This window comes from Novipirellula methanifontis, assembly GCF_052161655.1.
Taxonomy (GTDB): domain Bacteria; phylum Planctomycetota; class Planctomycetia; order Pirellulales; family Pirellulaceae; genus Novipirellula.
Genome location: NZ_CP197418.1, coordinates 1,083,429 through 1,103,484 on the forward strand (window position 1 = coordinate 1,083,429; position 20,056 = coordinate 1,103,484).

Here is a 20,056-nt window from a genome sequence, read left to right on the forward strand (position 1 = left end):
TGCTGCAACTTCGATTACGGATCGCGATACTCTGTTTCGTTCGCTGGCTTCAACTCCGTTAAGGTGAAAATACATCCTGAAGTTCGATGTCAATGAACCGGAAACTGCCGAGTTGCACGTCGATTTCGGCGGTGTCCGCATCCAGCATCGGAATCGTTTCGCCGGTCATGACATCGGTGATCTGAGCAGGACGCACGGTATTGAATTGCACGGTGGCGGTGCGGGCTTTCGGGTTGATGTAGCCCGTGTCGACCAGGGTCAGACGCAGGTGAGTGGGAGCAGATTGGGCGGTGACCCAGCCTACGTCGCCAGTCACGGTCAGCGGCAACAGCGACCCCTTGTCGGCGATGGCCTTGATAACGGTGTCATGGTAGGTGTCGGCTGCGTGGACAGTTGATCCGTCTGCGGAGAGATAGCTGTGCCCGTTGGTAATGAACTCCTGCATGATGTTCCTGTAGAGCGGATGCAGGTGATCCTGCAGCTTGCCGCGTGGCGCGTTGGGGTCAGCAAGCGTTCCTGACTGCGGAGGCGTGAGCAGTACCATGCCTTTAGGAAACGGAGAGATAAAGCTCAGTCGGCGTTCCTTGACATCGGCTGCAAATCGCGAGTAGTCCCACGGCGTTGTTGCCGCGCCCATCCAGGTCGCGTTCATGCGGCTGAACACCATCGGATTGGCCGTCTCCGCAGCTTCGTCATAGAAGACGTTCCATTTGCCGTTGTTCCCTTCGTTCATATAGCGTTCGTTTGGATTCGCGATGCTCAGATGGACCGGGTTGAAGCTCACGATTTCATCGCGGCGAGGTACGTAGAGCGCTCCGGATTCGATCAGCTCCCAAAGGATGCTCATGTACTCTTGGTCGACAGGGAAATTGTCGAGGTACTGTGCGCCGCCAGCGACATGGAACACTAGGTTCAGCAAAAAATGATTGGGCAGCATCTGGTTGCTGTGCTGGCGTGAGCGATCGTAGCTGGGGTTATCCGGCACGGCACGCGTTCCCCAACTGTCGACCGAACCGGCGGCCCACAGCCCCATCCGTCCCGCCAGGCTCATCTCCATCGTCTTGTCGGTGGTCTCTTCCATGGCGGGAACAAACACATCGGCATATTTGCCCGAGACTAAAATGTCCCACATCAGCTTATCACTGCTGGGCTTAAACGATTTCTGATACACGTTCGCGTTCCAGAAAATGTTTTTGGACCGAACAAAAATGTTGCCGTTACGAGGCTGGCAATACTTCGCAAACGGCTCGAACATATTGTCGATCACCCACTCGAAATCCGCGCCGTGGCCTTCCATTTCGGGAAAGATCTGCACCGTCTTCTTACCGCCGTTGTTCCAGGCACGGTCGACGAGTGCGTAGCGGGTTTCCAAACTGTAGAACAGCGGATCGTTGCCGTGACCGCCCCAGTAAGCGACTCCCTGCTGGTCGCCGTCAATCGCGGGCGCGAATAGATTGACGATTCCTTCCTGATCCATCTTCGGATCTTTGTAGTCGTGTCGGCTGTCGTGTTTCTTGCGATAGACTTCATTGGTGACGACCGTATCGCGATTCCAACTGGGCGGGTATTGGACCTTGTTGGTGTACTTGTTGCCAAGGAATTGGATGTGGGGGCTGGAGCTTTCCAATCGCTTCGCCAGACTTGCAACCGCAGGGGACTTCAACGACTCAGACATGAAATAGACCGGCGGTCGTGGCCGCCCGGCGACTTCGTGTGCGGGGCGTTTAAAACGATCCACCTGAGTCTTGAGTTCCGCCCGGCGCAGGCGGATGGCGGCGACATTCCCGACAGGTTCAAGGGTTTGATATGCGTTTTTCCAGCCGTCCACCGACGTATCGAGTAGATGGATGCAACTGCCTCCGCTTTCAGAGCTGGCCAGAATGAATGTCGTGTCCGTCACCTGCCAGAGATCGTTGTAGCTGTACTTTGAATTCAACACCTCCGCTTTCTTGACTTCGAGATCGGGCGACAGCAATACAATCGCCGGTCCCATCAACAGCAAGTACTCAAAACTGTCTCCCTTCGGAATGACGCGAGGCTGGAGCACGTGGTAACGGATGCGGTCGATCTTCCTTCTCAGCGAGGAGAGATCCACGCTCCTGTAGTCGCCGGATTTCGAATCATAGATGCCCAGGGCTGCGTCTCCGATAATTTGCGACGTGCCGACCAGAATTTCACCGGCTCCATCACCGTCGGTATCACAGACGTGCATGTCACCCAGCGTTTTCAATCCACCGATATCAACTCCCTTATTCGATTTCGGCATCATCGCCAGCGGGTCAAATTCATAGAGGACACCCGCTTCCTGCATGTGGTTGTTGAAACCGGCCATCATCAGATTTTCATTTCCGTCGGATGTCGGAAACGGACGGACGAAGTTGACGTTATGCACGTTGGATGGCGCACCGGCCTCCGCATGCCATGCCTTCTGTTTGCTGTAAGTTGATGACGCAACGGTCGAGATCAGCTTGCCCTTCGCGTCGAGGTAGTACATGTTCATGTCGAACCCGCCGCAGGCAACGTACGACGTGTCGCCGTTTTTGACCGCGCAGACCGAATACATCGGCACCTCGTTTTTCTTGAACTGCCATTGAGTCTCTCCACGCACATTCAGGCAGTAAACACTTCCATCCGCGTTGGCCGCCAGGATTTCGTCGATGCCGTTACCAGTTAGATCCGCGCACCACAGATCGTGGTTCATGTATCCGGACAGAGTGTTTTTCCAGGCGATCGTCCCATCGAAACGCATGCCAATCACGGTCCCCTCATAGCTGCTGGCCGCGATGAAAGACGTCCCTTTGCTCTGCCAGGTGCGAACCTTGGTGATGGTGTATCCGGTGTCGAAACTGGTGATCCCGGCACCACTGCATACCGATGCCGCAACCAAGACGATGACGATACTCTGAAACGCTTTTATCATGATGACCTTTGCTCGTGAACTGGCGGATGAACTGCACTATCGATCATTTGTTCGATAGATTTTCGCGTTCCACGACGGCCTGCATGTCGCGATCAAACGCTTCGCCATCGAACGGAACGACGATAATCTTGCTGCCGTGATCGTCGTTGCCGCGATCCGCACCTTTCGTGACGTCGATGACCGAAAAGTTGAAGTGGGTGATGTGTCCGTCTTCCACATACGCCGTCGGTCGCTGCACGATATACCACTCATCAACCGTACCGTCGGGATAGCGGAACAGGGCTTCATCTTTACGGTAAGCAATGCCCCGATACTTCCAGTCGTGGATGCCGTCCTTCGATGAAAAATGATAAGTGGTTTTTCCAGGCCAGTGGTTCACCAGCATGTGATACATCTCGCCGCTGTACCACGCCGTGGGATCCTCCATGCGAGTCTGCGGAATTTCTGACATATCCTTGTAGACCCGGTCCGACACGATTTTATACGGCCCGAGGATTCCATCCTCACTGATCATGACGGCAGTGGAACGTCCAACGATCATGTAGCGACCGTCATGTCGCGGAATAATCATGACATTGGACATATTCCCCTTCCCGCCTTCATATGCCGCCAATCCAGGGTTGAAACCATTCGCCTCCCACTTGATTTCACCTAGCAGCGTGAAGGGGCCGTTTGGATTATCCGAAACAAACACCTCGCCACGGGTTCTCTCACTGGTAACCATCGCATAGCGACCGTCGAACATGCGCAACCCAATGACATTGTGGCCGAGTCCCTCTTTCCAATCCGGCCAGGTCAGGCCTAGGTCGCGATAGGGGCCCATTACATGATCACTAACCGCATGTATACCTTTGGAATGTTCTTTCCAGCCGTTGCCATGCGGTTGTGCCTGTGTCCAACGACTGGCATACATGTGGTATTTTCCGTCATCGCCTTTCACAATGCTTCCGTCCCAGTAGCACCAATTCTTCATCGTCGGGTCTTCCAGTCCGTTCCTCGGATCGCGAGGCAAAATGGACTGTCCCCAGATGCCTTGATCAACCAACGGCCCCTGCGGTTCCATCGGAAGGATGTACTTCTTAAAGTTCACCCCTTGCCAGGTTTTCGGGGGAGCAGGCGGTGCCGAGTCGTTGTTGATTTCAAAGCGGCTAACCAGACGGTTCGCCACGCCGGCATCCGCATCAGCTTTTCCGGCCTGAATCACACCGAACAACTGATCCACCGATCCTTCGGCGAACGCGAGCTCCTTGGTTTCCCATCGTGTCGAAAAATCCGATTCGGGATTGAGGTTCGAGAGCAGGACAACCATGTCCCACTTGTCCGCGTCGGCGCGCGTCAGAGTCATTGAAAGTCGGAGAGGATCACTGGTACCGACCGCTGCATTGCCCTTGAATCCGATCGCCTTCTTTTCAAACACAATCCCCTCAGGATAACCTTCGCGGCCGATTGAATCGTAGTCGCCCCAGCCCTTGCGATCGTATGTCGCCAGCAAACGACTGTTGTCATTGGTCAATCCCACCAGGATCAACTCGCTATCGTTCTTATTCTTGACCTGGTCGAATGTGAAATCGATGGCAACTGTAATAGAGTCGCCAACCTTCGAGGCGGCGAACGCTTCGGCATGGGTGATGAATCCTCCCGCCCACTTTTTGTCCGGAAGCAGCAGCATTTTCTTGCCATTGCCGACGAACCCATCGCCTGCTTTACCATTATTCCATTGCTCGCTCTGCACGATTGGAGCACCGGAGGGAAAGCGGCTTTCATCGGAAAAGTCGACAACTTCCGCCATCGCCCCGCTCATGCCGAGCAGGAAGGCGATGGCAGTACATAGGTATATTTTCATAGTGTTGGTGACGCGTATTGGTGATCTCATTTCATTCACTGTACTTTTTGCCGAACACCTTAAATGTCCTCGGGGCTCCACTCGGGAATACCTCGCTTCGCTTTCTGCTCGTAGTAAAGCGTTTCCAAAGGAGCGTGCTCATGCTCCCAGGTGTTGCCCTGATTGATCATGTGCGGGAGCATCGTTTCATACCAATCGAAGTGCGACTTACTGAGCTGCTCAACCAGCTCCGGATACTGATTTGCCACGTTGTGATCTTCGTACGGATCGTGCTGGATATCAAACAGCTCTTTGCCGACCAACCGCCAACGATCCGTCCGTACGGACCACAGCTTATCAGCCGCCTGCCGAGGATCTTTGCCGAGGTTTCCCTTATGTGTCTGTAGAGTACGTGGTGCCCAGGTTGCTCCTGGATTCTTCAGTAACGGAAGCAGGCTGCGGCCTTCCAGTTCCTGGGTAGCTTGCGTTGCATCCGCCCCCGCGAGTTCACAGAATGTGGGGAACAAGTCGATGTGAGCGGTCAACGCGGTGATGTCTTTGTCTTCTTGCAGCTTTCCTTTCCAATACCAGAACGCCGGGACATGCACGCCGCCTTCATAGGGTGTTCCCTTACCGGTTTTATGGCCTGCCTTGAAGTTCGGTCCGCCGCCTCCTGGAGCGCCGTTGTCGGTTGTAAAAATGATTAACGTGTTGTCGAGCATATTCCACTCGTCAAGCTTCTGCATCATGACCCCAAAGTTGTCATCGATGTTCTCGATCATCGCCAATCGCGGATTGGGTTTCTTGAGCCCGCGGTCTACCATTCGCTGCAGGTTTTCCTGCGGAGCGATCAAAGGGGAGTGCGGCGTATTGGTCGAGACGTACGCAAAGAACGGTTTCCTGTTGGCGTGCTGATCCCGCATCCAGGCCAGTGCGGCATGAAAGAAGATGTCAGCGCAGTAGCCTTTCGTTTGGACGATGGTGTCATTGTGCAGCAGGACCGGATCAAAGTACTTCGCTTTCTTGCCGCCGCCTTGATTCGGTGGAAAGTCCGCATAGCTTGTGATTTCAACGCCACTTTCTCGCTGCCCAATCCCGCCGGCCCCGTGTACCAGCACTTCGGAGAAACCTCGGTTGCCGGGACGGTAGGCTTCGAGATCACCTAGGTGCCACTTGCCAAAGATCCCCGTTTCGTAACCTGCCCGCTGAAGAAGCTGTGGAAATGTCGTCAGGTCCAACGCCATTCGTTCGCATTCGGCATGGGGCGCCGTGACGGCCGCACGAAACTCATGCACTCCGCTCATGATCGCTGCCCGCGTCGGGGCACAGTTGGGGCTGACGTAATAATTTGTAAACCGCAACGACTTCTCAGCAAACCGATCGATGTGCGGCGTTTGGACTTCGGGATGGCCCATGTGCGACAGGAGCATCCCCTGATCGTCGGTCATCACGAACACAATGTCAGGCCGCGAATTCTCCAGCGTCGTCGCTTCGACGGTATCTGCGTTGGCAGCGGACGAAAGCAGCGTCATTGTGACCATGACAAGTGGATATCTCATAACACTTCAATCCGATTCATTCATTTGTGCACTGTTGAAACAAACTCTTAGCGTTTCAGTTGTGTTTATTCGCTGCTTTTCCTGGGTGAGGCAATTTTCGCATCCTTTTCCGAAATCACACGGGCTTTGGTTGCCCACTGCACTTGCCGGTCAAGCAACGTGCCGACCTGCCGATCCTTTCTATTTTCTCAACGACTTCCAGCGTGAACAAATCAGCACGCTGAAAAAACTTTGAAGCAGAAGCATCCTAGTGCGTTCTGTTTTGTGCATTTCCGGGTAAGCTGGCATAACCGAACAACAGATCATCATCGGTGGTGCGACCAAGCAGCTTAGCTACGAAGTTGTCCGCCGTTAGGCCATGCCCTTTTACGTCGAACGTTACGATCAGATCATTTCCCGACACTTTCGTTCTTAGCACGCTGCTTCCGCGTCCGAAATTAACTTCCTCCGATGCACCAAACCTTAACGAGCTGGCCTCGATCTCGGTCTGCGGATCAAATCCTGGTTCGGCCAAGATCCTTACATCAATGTGGTCGGTATCTGCCGTGATCGGCAGTTCGTTTAGAATTTGAATCCGTCGGGGAACCACCAGCGGAATCACAATGTTTTTCGAGCTATGGTTGTCACTGCCTCGATCGTCGTCTTTCGGGACGTCGATGACCGCAAAGTTCATATGGGTTGCACGTCCGTACTTATCTTGCCGAACTTTGGGTCGCTCAAACTTGTACCAAGCCTCGGAGGTACCGCCCTCGTGCTTCATGATGGTCGTGTCATAGGCAAACCCAGGATCCCATTTCCAGTTGATGCCATCGGGTGATCGCAGATAGAACGCTTTGCGGGTGAACCAATCATTGACGACCAAGTGATACTGCACTTCATCTTTCCAGATCACTGGATCTTCAAAGTGGTTCTCGATCTTTGGGTAGACCGATTGGTTGGTAACCTGACGGAACCGTTCGATGCCATTGTCGCCTATCGACACGTACCCGTTCTTGTTCATCATCAGAACGCTGCCATCGTCACGAACGACATACGTTCGGTTGGACTGGTTAAACTTCTCCTTCGCCGATTCCAGTACAGTTTCGATCTTGGTCCATGGACCAGTGAGAGTGTCTGCACTGTATGCGGACAGACCCATGGTGCCGATAATGTACGTACCGTCTTTGAGCCGGTAGATCTCCGGGTTGTGACCGCGACCAATTTCTTCGATCACCTGATAAGGCCCGACTGGATCGTTGCTGACTGCATGAACTACAGTCGATTTCCACCAGATGTGATGTCCCTTGGGCTCATCTTCTCGCCAGCGGCAGACAAACAGATGGTTCTTGCCGTCGTCTCCGACGATGATGTTTCCGCCCCAGTAGGAATACTCGGCGTCCTCGATGCCGTTGTCCACATCGCGGGGAATGACGTTGTCTGCGCCCCAGACATTTGATTCGAGTTTGCTTCTGACTGGCACCGGCAAAAATCGGTCAATGAACGCGCCACCGCGAACAAGCCCCTCGGGGACTTGATACGTCGATTCTCCGGACTGTCCGTAGAGTGCTGATGACGCTAGCCACATCATCGCGACCAGTAAAAGTGACGTATTCCTCATGCCCTGTCTTTCCTCTCCACTATTATGTTCGTTCGTTCATCTCGGCCCCTGAGTTCTGTACAGAAGCGCGGTGGTCATTCAATGTCAAAGGTCCCGTCAAAATAGGACAGTTTGTTTTCTGCCCAATCCTCATAGTCCGAATCGAAATAATGCCATTGTAGCATCTGATGGTTTCGTCCCCACTTCTCGACCTCCGACACCATCGGCCCCAGAAGTTCTGGGTATTGCTTGCTCAGGTCATTCGTTTCGCCGATGTCTTCGGCCACGTTGTACAGTTGCCAGCGTTTCCGTGTGCGGCTGCCATATATGTAGAACAGTTGTCTCAACTGTTCATGCCTTGCGATAAACGATGCTTTTGGGATAAACGATGAACATTTGAGACAAATGTTCTACACTGCACATCACCGGAGCGACGAAGCGGGAGGCAGCGGAACCTCATTTGCTTTTCGCCACTCTTCCAATTCCTTGAGCAGTGCCTGCGTTTGCTCGGGATTTGTCATTGCAAGGTTATGCTCCTCACGCGGGTCGTTCTTTAAGTCGTACATCTCTAGTTTTCCGTCGCCGAGAAACTGAATCAACTTCATGTTGTTCTTGCGGATCACCGAGCAGGTGCCGTGCTTGTATTGACTCGCTAAATGCCAGAAAAGTGGGCGAGCTCGCAATGACTCTGGCTCGTCACCTTGAAAGAGTCCAGTGATCGATTGTCCGTCGAGCACGCCGTCATACTCGATCTCTGCCACGTCCATAAACGTAGGGAAAAAGTCGAGACCGGTGACGGCGGTGGACGTTCGCCGAGCGTCGATTTTGCCTGGCCAGTTCACACAGGTGGGAACTCGAATGCCGCCTTCGTAAATGTATCCTTTCTTGCCACGGAGCTGATCGTTGCGGCCAACGTTTTGACCGTTATCCGATGTAAAGAGGATGAGCGTGTTGTCACGCAAACCGTTGTCATTGAGAAACTCGACTAATCGACCGACATTATCGTCGAGCGACTCAATCATCGTTGCGTACTCCGCCTCCGTCCTTTTAAGTTTCCCTTTGCCGGTTCCTTGACCGGTAATCGGGTCACCAGGTTTCTGCAGGTATTTCTGGACGAGGTCTTCGCTACGCCCGCGGATTGGACGATGCACGGTGTAGTAGTGCAGATTGATAAAGAACGGCCCTTCGGAGTGTTGGTCCATGAACTCGATCGCTTCGTCGGTTAGCCGGTCGGTCAGCCATTTGTCATCAGGCTTCGGCTCGATGAACGGGTTGCTAAACGGTGCGAAGTACCCGCGAGTCTTGCTTTGGTAGCCGCCAACCTCCAGCGCAGGGTCACCGCGATACGTCCCGCCGACATTCTTCAGATACCCGCGACCCTCGGGATAGAATTGTCGGCAGTGTTCTTTGTGGTACGGCACCCAGCTGAAGTCCCACGGATCAGGCTGCGTCAGCTTTTTCTTTATCGGAAACTCCATCGCCAGCTCTTCTTGCGGATACGGTCCGACCAAGTGCCACTTCCCAATGTGGATCGACTTGTACCCAGCATCAGCGAGCGGTTGGCTGTACATCGTGTGCTCCGCGCCGACCGTCCAACGAGAAAAGATGTTCTCCTGATCATCACCCCGCTCGAGCACTGGAACAGTGTAGACTCCCGTTCGAAATGATTGCTTTCCGGTCGCCATCGCCGTACGCGATGGAGAGCAGGTCGGATACATGTAGGCGTTTTCGATGACCAGCCCGCCACGTGCCAACGCGTCGATATTGGGTGTTTCGTAGTAGGTTGATCCGTTGAAGCCAACATCGGCGTTGCCCAGATCATCCACCAGAATGAAGACGATGTTCGGTTTCGACTGGCCCATCGCCGCTGTGGCGAAGGAAAGAACGAAACAAAACATTCCAGCCAGGACGCAAAGCGTTTTGTGAAATCTCATCGTAGTTCCGGTCATTGCGTTTGGGTTGCTCGTTTCAGGAATCGCTTCAGTCTTCAATTGTATTTGTGCGCCGGCGGCTCCGTTTCGCCCCATTAAAATCGAACGATCCCTCGTAACTCTAGCCTTAAGTGCTCAAGCCTCAAATAGTTCATCAATGACGCCGGTCGAGTCGCCGAAGGACTGGGCCGGAATTCCGCTACCACGCAATGTCGAGAGCCAAAGATTGCAGAGCGGAGTCTTCTCGTCTTTCATCACCAAGTGACGGCCCTGCTTGAAACCGGCTCCACCACCAGCGATCAAAGTTGGACAGTTATCCAGACTGTGCTTGCTTCGCAAGTTACTGCCGAACGTCAGCGACACGTGGTCCAGAAGCGAGGAACCGTCGGCTTCGGTCGTGGCTTTCAGTTTATCAATTAGATGTGCCAGCAGTTTCGCGTGGGCTTGATCGCGACGGATCGAGTCGCCGGTCCGCTCGGTGCCAGCGTAGTGGCTGAGGTTGTGGGCCGAATAGCTCGAGCCAATACTGGCGCAGAAACTGTCCGACGGCAACCGGTACGTAAAGACGCGAGTGGCGTCGACCTGCATCGCAGCGACCATCAAATCATAGACTGCTTCGACCGCCGGCACGCCTTCGAGTCCCTCGCTCGGATCCTTGACCGGAGTGGCCGGGGTTTTCTTTGGTACATCTAGCCAGCTCTCTTCCTTGGAAATTCGTTTTTCGATGTCGCGGATCGATTCGAAGTATTCGTCGAGCTTGTCGACATCGGTCCTGGTCAATCCCTGCTTGATCGAACGGGCATCGGAAAGCACAGTGTCCAGCGCCGAGCGTTCTTTGGAAAGCATCGCTTGGCGTTGCTCAAGCGGAACGGCGTCGCCGGAAAAAAGTTTGTGGTAGAGGGCAACCGGATTCGATAGCCCCTGGATCGGTTTGCCATTCTGGTTCCACGAAATGGACCCTGAACCGTGACCAAGCAGGTCGCTGCCGTCCATGTGCATCGAGGTGTAGCGGGTTTCGCTGCCGAATTGATTAGCAGCGACCTGGTCTACCGAGATCGTGTTGTGAAAGTTTCGTCCCGGAATGGCGAACCGGTCGGCTCCGGTTAACCAGAACGTCGACCCCGAGTGTCCGTCCCGCGAATTGGCGTGTTCGAGGTGTTGCAGGATGCTGATATCCTGCTTGTGCCGGGCCAGCGGACTCAGGCTCTCTGGCAGCTTGTAGTCGTAACCGGTGTCATCCTTGTCTGGATACCAAGCATCTGCGGTCACCCCGAATCCTGTGCCGAGGAAGATCATACGTTTAGGCGGGGCAGCCAACGGTGCGGCCGCCGATGCAAATCGCCGGAATCCGAGCGACTCCAGAAACGGCAATGCGATAACCGCCGTGCTGCTGCGTAAAAAATTTCGACGTGATTTTAATGACATGTTCTTGTCCTTGTGAGCCGACGGCGTTAGCCGCGGGCCCCGTTGGTGTTGACGTTGTTTTGGTCAAAGCCCGACGCAAATGCGATCGGGTCAGGTTCTTCACGGCGTTCGCCGCTGACCTCGTTGTTGTGGTTGGTGCTGATGTAATTTTGTGAGCCGACGGCGCTAGCCGCGGGCCCCGTTGGTGTTGACGTTGCGTTGGTCAAAGCCCGACGCTAATACGATCGGGTCAGGTTCTTCACAGCGTTCGCCGCTGGCCTCGTTGTATTGGTTGGTGCTGATGTAATTTTGTGAACCGACGGCGTTAGCCGCGGGCCTCGTTCGCATCGACGTTTATTCGGTTGATGCCTGACGCTTGTGAGTTCGGTTCACGATCTTTTCGATCCTGCGCGTCATTGACGTAGATCACGGTCGCCTCAATTTCGTTTTCTGTATCAAGGATTTCACAATCACCTCCTTTCGTCCAAGTGCGGTCGGCGTGAAGTGGTGTCTCCTGTTGACGTAATGAACCTGTGCAATTGGCTTTCAGTTGATCTCGAACTTTTTGCGGTTTCTCGTCAGCGGCGACGATAACATGAACATGATTGGTGCGCGCGCTAACTGCAAATAAATACCAACCGCGATAATCACAGTGTTTCTGGCAGGCTTGTTCGACCGTTTCACGATCATGCGGTTCGAGCAGTACTGCCTCGCCTTTCATTTGTATACGACACCATTCCGCCAATAAAGGTCTTGGCAGTTGAGGTTTGGCATGGTGCTTTCGCCAACCGCGAAAATCGCCGGGCATCCAGGTGCCGTAGGTTGTCCAGGTTATAAAAACTGCAATTGTATCGTTCATGATCGACGTCTGACGTTGCTATGTTCGAGGCCCGCGGCTAGCGCCGTCGGCTCACTTGGTCTTAAACGCTTCGGATTGCACCAGAGCGTGGATGAAGGCGGCGATGGTATTGCCATTCTCCTTCGCGGTGGATGTGACTTGCGTGGCAAGGTTGTGGTCGGAAATTCCATACGGGCGACCAAGGGCGTAGGCGATTAGGTTCTCGGCCAAACCACGTGCAAAAGCGTCGTTGTAGTTGCTGAGAATGTTGTCGCGAAGTTCGTGGTACCCAGCAAATCGCTCTCCTCCGGGCAACACCCCCGATGGGTCGATTGGGAACTGCTTCGTTTGTGGTCCAGACTTTCTTTTCCGCTTTGTTTCGGCAGCCTCAGAGATTTTGACTTCCTCGGACTCCCGCCAGAGTCCTGCGGCAGTAAAGTTTTCGAGGCCATAGCCAATCGGATCGATCTTGCGGTGGCAAGAGGCACATTGCGGTTCCGCCTGGTGACGCTTTTGCAGATCACGAATCGACAGCGCGGCGTCCTCGTGTTCCAACATGGGGACATTCGGCGGCGCCGGTGGCGGTGGATCGTTTACCAGATTACGCAAGACCCACACACCACGTTCCACGGGGGAAGAACGCTGACCATCGGATCCCATGATATGAACCGCGGCAGTACCAAGCAGTCCGCCACGCGGAGAACCAGCCGGTAGCGAGACCTTGCGGAACTCGGATCCGAATGCACGCGTGCCACGTGAGCCGACGGCGCTAGCCGCGGGCGTTTGCTGGTTGGATTCGGTGCCGTGTGGGCCCGCGGCTATCGCCGTCGGCTCAGTTAGGCCGTAGAAGTCGGCGAGGACGTCGTTCACGATGACGAAGTCGGCCTTTAATAATGTATCGATCGGCAAATCGGCATCCGTGACATGCCCAATGGTTTCATACACTTCTTGCTGGGCACTGCGGCGCACCGACTCGTCAAACTTTGGGTGTTCAAACGCACTGAAATCGAACATGTCGATTCGTTTCATGTCGAGCCACTGGTGCGTGAATCCGCTGATGAAGCGATCAAAACGCGGGTCTCGCAGCAGACGCTCTGTCTGGGCGTAAAGAACATCGGGATCGGATAGGCTGCCGTCGATTGCGGCCGCCATCAGTGAGTCGTCCGGAGGTGAGCTCCACAGAAAATAGGACAGCCGAATCGCAAGTTCTCGAGCAGCTAAACCTCCTGAGCCGACGGCGCTAGCCGCGGGCCTTTCGTGTGTGGTGTCGTCAGTGTTACGGCTCGCGGCTAGTCCCGTCGGCTCACTTAGATACAGAAAACTCGGTGAGGACAACACCAGGGCGAGGCAGTCGATCATTGCCTTCTTGGGATCATCACCTGAATCACGGAGATTCAAGTAGTAACGAACCAAATTGTCCACGTACTCCGGATCAGGCGATTTGTTTCGAAAGGCATTGGTTGCGAACTTGGTGATGAGATGGCGTGCGTACTCCTGATCCGATTGCCCCGGAGCTTTCTCCAACATGCGAGGCATCTGTAGCAATCGCTCGTCAAAAAACGGGCCTTCCACCTCCACATAGTCGACCCATACTGCGGGTAGACGTCCGACGCCGTTTTTCGCCTTCCACAGCATGTCTAGCTTGTAAGGCCAAGGTTCTTCGTAGTTGCGCTGCTTCACCGAGAAATGCCCTTTGACGCCAGCCGGGTTCTGCAGTTGCAACTCGATCAGCTGAGGGTTCTCAACCGTGCCGGTCACCTCAGCCAACCCTTGCAGGTTAGTGAAGACGTTCTTGCCGGCCGCGAAGTGGACTTGAATGTAACGTTCGTGATCCATCGCGTTGTTGTAGCTAGCAGCCTTGATCCGCAACTTGTATGTCCCGCCAGGATAAAAAGCCTCCACATTGACTCGCGGCATGCGTTTAACCGGTCCGTTGTGGCGGCCTGGCAGGAGGATGGTGCCGGTTTCGCTCTCAGGACGGTCAAGGAAATAGTTGTGATAGACGGCCATGGCATATTCGTGATTTTCATAGGCGCTCTTTGCCTGTTCCGGCGTCGTGAACCCGAAGTCCGCAGGCGGCTTCGAATTCTGGGCAAGAAAAGCTTTGGCCCGGTCGAAGACATCCTTCTTTTCCGCAGCTTTTACCTTGTAGGCCTCGGAAATGGTTTCCCCTTCAAAGCGAACGGTCTTGGGCTCCGGTCTCGGCTTAGAGTCCAGAGCGTATTCCAGGGCGGCGGTCGCGGTAGCACGGTATTGCTCGAACTGATCGCTGGAAAAGAAGAGCGACCCACCCGAGGTGTCAAACCCGCCCGACTCATCGTCGTCGGGCAGCGTCGAAACATCCGCGCGAAAACCGAACAACGTCTCCAGCGTGTTTTGATACTCTCGACGGTTCAGTCGCCGCATCGTGATCTCGCCGCCACTGTCGCCCAGAATGTTGCGAGCGAGCACCATCTGCTGTGCAAGGTCTCGCAGGAATGCCGCTTTCTCATCGTCAGGGATTTGCTCTTCGTCCTCCGGTGGCATCTCTTTGGAATTCAAAGCCGCTAGGATGTTGTCCCAATGCTCTGCCGTTGCAATATCCTTGCTGATTTCAAAGGAAAGCTCTTCCAGATTCAGCTTGCCCTCCTGCGCTCCGGCATCATGGCAGTCGTAGCAGTAGTTCTTGAAGACAGCGAGATGCTTTTGAGGCATGACCGCTTTTGAAGCCGACGGTTGCGTTTGCCCAGTCGCGATGTTGCAGCACAAGACGAGTGCAGTCAGGGCGAGTATGGAAGTGGTTGATGGCTTCATTGTCATATTCTGGGATGATGTGAGCCGACGGCGTTAGCCGCGAGCCCTGCGACACGATTTTTAATGTTGTTTGTTGAAGCGAACGTCCGCAGTTAGTTCGACTGTCCCGTTTTTTCGTTTTCCCTGTATCCGTGAGCCGACGGCGCTAGCCGCGGGCCCTACGCACGATTACTGATGATGTTTGTTTTGGCGAACGCCCACGGCAAATGATGTCGGCTCAAGTGCCCTGCTTTGTAACCTTGATGTTGTCAATCACGAGTGCCGGATTCACTTCCACGCGAAAGTTGTCCTTGGTCGCATGGCCGATTGCTGCCGAGGTTAGTAACGCCGCCTCTTTGCCATCAATGGACACAGTCAGCTTGTTGCCTTGGACATCGACTAGCACGTCATGCCATGGGCCGACGCTCAGCTGCAATGGAGCACTCACCTTCGCCTTGTCCAAAACTCGCTGTTGTTCCGGGGATGGTTGCACGGCCTTCACCGATTTCAATTGCTGTTTGATTTCGTAAGCAACGACAGCGTCTTGCAACTCCAACTTGCCGTCCCCTATTAGAACGTTAAAGAGCATCCCCTGTTTAATTTTCGTGAACGCCGCGTCTCGGAATTGAACCCGGAACGAATCATCCTGGCTCACCAGCTTGAAACGCATTTCCAACGTTCCGTTTTGAAATTCTGCTTGGTGGAGCAAGTTCGCGGAATGTTTGGCGTCCGTGTTGCGAGTGACGTGCAACGCCCCGTCCTTGAGCACGAACTGGTGCATTTCCTTTGTGTTCAACTTCCACTCGTTGCCAAGTTTCTCCACCTCGTCACCGGACACCTCGCGATCGAATCCGTCTTCAAAGACAACCGTGAAATGAGTCTGCTCAGCCGAGGCGGGGACCGTAAAAGATCCGAGGGCGACGGCGAATAGACAAATCGCACAGATTCGTAGCATGGGAAATTCTCGCAAAGGTAGCTTCGGTTTCGATGAATTACGTTCACTGGTCAAATGAAAGATGTAACGTCGGCGGCCGAAGCGACTCGTGATACGAGCTCGCAAATGCGTTGACCAACATTCCCTTTTTGGATTCCGTCTCAGCGACCAAGACAATCGACAGCAGTTGGTTCGAATCGTTTCTTACCCATTCGGTCAACTCGCGTCCTTCCACACGAAAGTTGCCCGTCTGTTGTCCACTGGGAATCGTGAATCGCCCGAGCAAGCGAACGTTAGCCGACTGCGAAGGCTCGTCGACCGTGCCCGGCAATTCCTCCCACGCAACGTCGTTCGGCGACCAATCGTCCAGCGTGTCGTTCACGATGCCGTAGACTGCGATCACGGTATCCGTTGATTTCGAGGCGAACCCCATGTCCGATGGAGCTGCAGTCAGCTGCAGCCTCGCTTTCTCGGTGTCCGCAGTAGGCAATTCGGTCAGGTCAAACCGCAGACAGATCCGTCGGTCGAATCGGCTCAGTTTAGGGCGAGATGTTTTCGCAATCAGTAATGGACTTTTGGCAATCCGATGCTGATGATCACGCCGGAACGAACAGTCCGCACCTCCATTCGATGTCGTTGCAATCTGAACGTCGGCTGAATCTTCCGTATTTACTGGAGGATCATATTCCGTTTCCTCAACGATCTTTTTTGCCAACAATCGCACGGTGGCATCTTCGGCAAGGCGACGTTGTTCACCCGAGGTGCGATGTTTGACATCGACAAAACCGTCAAACACTTCCACCACCGACGCACCGTCGTCTTCCACGGTAACACCGAAACTCGTTCCTTGGTCGATGAACTGCCCGTTCGGAGTATCGACAGTGAATCCCTTGAAGTTATTTTCGACGGTGACGACCAGTTTGCCGCTGTGCAATTGGCAGTGATCGTGCGCGAGCACCTCGAGGTGCGATGAACCTTCCAGGTCGACCCGGGCGCCATTGTCAAAACGAATTGTGGCGATCCCCTCGGCAAGCCGGAAATGCCCAACGCCGATCCGCCCGTCGTGGCGAGCCTGTGTCGTGGTCTCTCTCCATTGACAATTTGATACCGATTCGAGCCTCGCAAAGGAGGGTTCGCTACGACTCGACCACCATCCCCATAGTCCGCTCGCCAACAGCAGACTTGCCGCCAATGCGACCAATCTGCCCAAACGAATCGAGGAATGATCCGCAACGTCTTTGTGTAACCGCGTGTGGTAGCCGCTGCTTGCAGGCCCGACGTTTGGGGTCTGCGATAGATCGGCAACCAGCATGTTGATCTCGACGAATGTCTCCATCGCTGTCGGCGACTCTGACAACATCATGTCGAGTTCAGCAACGTCCGCGTCGCTGATGCGATCTTCACGGTAGGCACTGGCCAGTTCGATTAACCGCTCAAGCTCAGCGGGTGACAAATTAGGATTCGGTTGCGATGTCATACAAGACGCTCCTGCTGAGAAAGCGTATTGGAGATACAACTGTGAAGCTGTTGATAGGTCCGATCGAGCCGTTTGTAGATTGCATGAATGGAGACGTTCATTTCCTCCGCGATCTCTTCGACCGTTTGGCCTTCGTCGTAGCGGCGATGCAACGTATCGAATTGCACCGACTTCAGTTTGGTCAGGCAAACTTTGAGTGCAGCGGATCGGTCGGTCGCTCGTTTTTCCTGGTGCGGCGCCGCAAATTGGACAGCCACGGCTTCAATCACATCATCACTCAGACGGGCACGTTCCGTTTTGCGGCGGCTGTAATAGCTCATCACCTGAAAGCGAGCGATCCTCAGTCCCCAGGCAGCGAAATCCGTCCCCGGCTCGAATTCGGAATACTTCCGCCACATCACCGCGCAGGTTTCCTGCAGGACATCATCCGCATCGGACCCGCACGGGACCAGCGATAGGATCAATCCCCAGATCCGCTTCTGATTTTGCAGCAGCAGGCGAGTAAACTGCTCGCCCGACTCCGTTGAAATGATTTTTTCCGTCATAGTGTGGATATGCGTGTTGGATCGCTTGATTGGACAAAAATCTGGACAGCCCAAAAAAGTTTTGTAGAAACGGCCGACGGGCAGTCATCCGAACCCGTCAATTGCCGATCCCAGCGGCAGCAGCCGAATACTCTGTTTTAGCCGATCCAGAACCCGCGTGACGCAATCTTCGCTGGCGTCAATCGCTCAACGGCAGAATGCCTCGGTAGCGACAGCTGCAATCTCTCAGCATCGCTTTTGCTGGCTGTCACCGACGATGCCTCCAGTCCTGGTGGCGATTGCTTGGCCAAAACTTGGCGACAGGCACTTCATTGCTGTTTATGCCTATAGCCGCGAAAGCAATCTCTGATTTTAGCAAGAGCCTCTGCGGCAGCTGTTTAGTTCGTCTTCTTCAGCCAACGTGCTGACTTGGACTTCTCAAGCATTTCGAGCTGCAAATCACTACATTTGTCCACCCAAACTTTCACGGGCCTTCCGTAAGCAGGGCCGATCTTCTCCTGCCTAAGAATGTCAAAGACTCGACCTGTTACTGCAATGAAGGTCGTCGTTGTCACAAAATCTTCGCCATTCCACCTCGAGCCATCAATAACCGTTGGAAATGCAGGCATTACTGCGGGTATCTCAAACGCTGACATTTTATGTTTCGATTCATGAAAGTCAGTGGCGCTACCAAAAAACTTGACGCTTCCTTTTTTGCAATACCGACAGGTCGCAAACAACTTGAAGCATACATTGCATTGCATCAAATTTTTGCAGACAGGGCAAACAGGATCTTCGTCAATGATGCGCAACGGCCTTCCCATAGGGACATTATCGTATTCAATTCCCCAAAGGCAGTTTTTGAACACACTATGAATTTCGGGATAGATTCGAAAAGATCGATAATTGCAAAATCCAGCGTTTTGAAGCGCAGTATTAGCTTGCTCTGTTATGACGGTGCGTCCTCCGGTCCCTTCACCGAAGACTGTCGTCGAATCAGCAAAAGCTTGGCAATCAAATCGTGTTTCACGATATTTTGAAATCGTGTGTCCGCCAGCACATGCGACCTCTTGCTTCTCGCCTGCGGTGAAGTCGATCCAGTAGTCGAATTCATCGTCTTTGCTTACCTGCCAATCGGATTTAACTTCTCCATCGGGATCTGCAAGTATTAATTCGTAAAAAATACCCGCTAACAGGTTCCCAGAATTGTCATGGTGAATAAATTGCATTCGCGTTCCTTTGAAAGAGATCATTCTACTGGACTGCGTCCGATTTTGGATGTCGCCGAATAACGAAAGTTTTCGACAGCCTCGCCACTGCACAACAGTCGCGGCAGCGATCTCTCGGCGCAATAATTAGAGACAAGCAACGATCTGCAACTAGCTGCGGAATCGGCGACTGCGAACTCGTCAGCGCAACGCGATGGTACTTCACAGGGCCGGGGAACAACCATGTTCCCGCACCCATTTCATTGTCAGTCGTCGGCACGAATGGTGGTTGTTCGGCAGGCTTCAGCATTTGCGGCCACTGATTCGTAAATCTACGCAATTGAAGCAGGGTTTTCCCAGCTTTCTGGTTTTACGAGAGAGAAGCCAGTAAACCCCTGCTCGATTATTGAACGTGAAGAATCGTCTGATACAGCCGTCAGAACTGGAATCGTCTTGGAAATACGATAAACCGATGTTTCAATTTTGTTGCTGATGTCGGTCAGTCGTAGCTTCGTGATACTCGTAGCAAATCCTCCGCGTTCGACAAAGGTTGAGCTCTGCCAATCAAAGCACTCAAACGACTCGAGTAGATTCAGAAAATAAAAACTTTCATCTCCAACTAATTGGCTAGTCTCAAGTTCAAACGATTCAAATTTACACTTGAGTTGCGTGAGGTAGTCTCGGAGACGCCTCGAAATGACAGGCATTGATCCAGCATAGAAAAAGTCTGGAGGGTCTGCGTTGTTGTGTTGTAAAAGAGACAATCGGTCAGGGAATTTTCCTAATAGCGAATTTCCGGAAGTAAGAGGTATGCCCACAAGCGACTTCACGTTGACAATCGAAACGCTTGGATAGTTCTCGTCGTTGTATTCTGGTGTCCAAATCGTAGTCATAAGTTGCTCCTAATTGCATAAAGGATACCGGAGGTATTGATCGCCACGAAGGGACACAGCATGTTTTCAAGGGGCTCGCCTTCGCTCAGGCTAGCAGCATCTGCTCCGTCCCCGATGTCTAAGCGGCTAAACGCAACGCTGTAGAGCATTCACTTTCCGTGAATTGCGGCGTTTCAACATAGCGGAAGTCGTCAAGAC

The 20,056-nt window shown here is 53.6% G+C and carries 15 protein-coding genes; all 15 read right to left on the minus strand.

Features of this window, described 5'->3' with window-relative positions:
- Positions 1-58: 58 nt before the first annotated feature.
- The gene (locus tag SH528x_RS03875; protein ID WP_442509219.1) at positions 59-2,920 is read right to left on the minus strand and encodes a hypothetical protein; all 2,862 of its coding nucleotides are present in this window, start codon (positions 2,918-2,920) and stop codon (positions 59-61) included.
- 43 nt (positions 2,921-2,963) lie between these two features.
- Positions 2,964-4,844: a glycoside hydrolase family protein gene (locus SH528x_RS03880; RefSeq protein WP_442509220.1), complete on the minus strand. Its 1,881-nt coding sequence runs from the start codon at positions 4,842-4,844 to the stop codon at positions 2,964-2,966.
- A complete protein-coding gene (locus tag SH528x_RS03885) occupies positions 4,823-6,301 on the minus strand; it encodes an arylsulfatase (protein WP_442509221.1) in 1,479 nt (492 codons plus the stop codon). The genes SH528x_RS03880 and SH528x_RS03885 overlap by 22 nt, the downstream gene beginning before the upstream one ends.
- A gap of 247 nt (positions 6,302-6,548) precedes the next feature.
- A complete protein-coding gene (locus tag SH528x_RS03890; RefSeq protein WP_442509222.1) occupies positions 6,549-7,898 on the minus strand; it encodes a glycoside hydrolase family protein in 1,350 nt (449 codons plus the stop codon).
- A 74-nt stretch (positions 7,899-7,972) separates the two neighbouring features.
- Positions 7,973-8,224 carry a hypothetical protein gene (locus tag SH528x_RS03895; RefSeq protein WP_442509223.1) on the minus strand — a complete coding sequence of 84 codons (252 nt, stop codon included), beginning with the start codon at positions 8,222-8,224 and terminating at the stop codon, positions 7,973-7,975.
- A 75-nt stretch (positions 8,225-8,299) separates the two neighbouring features.
- A complete protein-coding gene (locus tag SH528x_RS03900) occupies positions 8,300-9,811 on the minus strand; it encodes a sulfatase (RefSeq protein WP_442509224.1) in 1,512 nt (503 codons plus the stop codon).
- A gap of 132 nt (positions 9,812-9,943) precedes the next feature.
- Positions 9,944-11,233: a DUF1552 domain-containing protein gene (locus tag SH528x_RS03905; protein WP_442509225.1), complete on the minus strand. Its 1,290-nt coding sequence runs from the start codon at positions 11,231-11,233 to the stop codon at positions 9,944-9,946.
- A gap of 165 nt (positions 11,234-11,398) precedes the next feature.
- Positions 11,399-11,560, minus strand: coding sequence for a hypothetical protein (locus SH528x_RS03910; protein ID WP_442509226.1), 162 nt, complete (start codon positions 11,558-11,560; stop codon positions 11,399-11,401).
- Positions 11,538-12,071 (minus strand): transposase, encoded by a 534-nt coding sequence (locus SH528x_RS03915; RefSeq protein WP_442509227.1) that lies wholly within the window; start codon positions 12,069-12,071, stop codon positions 11,538-11,540. Before SH528x_RS03915 ends, SH528x_RS03910 begins: the two co-directional genes overlap by 23 nt.
- Positions 12,072-12,122: 51 nt before the next feature.
- The gene (locus SH528x_RS03920; protein WP_442509228.1) at positions 12,123-14,843 is read right to left on the minus strand and encodes a DUF1592 domain-containing protein; all 2,721 of its coding nucleotides are present in this window, start codon (positions 14,841-14,843) and stop codon (positions 12,123-12,125) included.
- A gap of 217 nt (positions 14,844-15,060) precedes the next feature.
- Positions 15,061-15,777: a family 16 glycoside hydrolase gene (locus tag SH528x_RS03925; protein ID WP_442509229.1), complete on the minus strand. Its 717-nt coding sequence runs from the start codon at positions 15,775-15,777 to the stop codon at positions 15,061-15,063.
- Between the two features lie 43 nt (positions 15,778-15,820).
- Positions 15,821-17,233 carry a FecR domain-containing protein gene (locus tag SH528x_RS03930; RefSeq protein WP_442509230.1) on the minus strand — a complete coding sequence of 471 codons (1,413 nt, stop codon included), beginning with the start codon at positions 17,231-17,233 and terminating at the stop codon, positions 15,821-15,823.
- Positions 17,230-17,778 carry a sigma-70 family RNA polymerase sigma factor gene (locus SH528x_RS03935; protein WP_442509231.1) on the minus strand — a complete coding sequence of 183 codons (549 nt, stop codon included), beginning with the start codon at positions 17,776-17,778 and terminating at the stop codon, positions 17,230-17,232. Before SH528x_RS03935 ends, SH528x_RS03930 begins: the two co-directional genes overlap by 4 nt.
- A gap of 377 nt (positions 17,779-18,155) precedes the next feature.
- Positions 18,156-18,986, minus strand: a complete 831-nt coding sequence (locus SH528x_RS03940) for a hypothetical protein (RefSeq protein WP_442509232.1) — start codon at positions 18,984-18,986, stop codon at positions 18,156-18,158.
- A 311-nt stretch (positions 18,987-19,297) separates the two neighbouring features.
- A complete protein-coding gene (locus SH528x_RS03945; protein ID WP_442509233.1) occupies positions 19,298-19,858 on the minus strand; it encodes an imm11 family protein in 561 nt (186 codons plus the stop codon).
- Between the last annotated feature and the right edge of the window lie 198 nt (positions 19,859-20,056).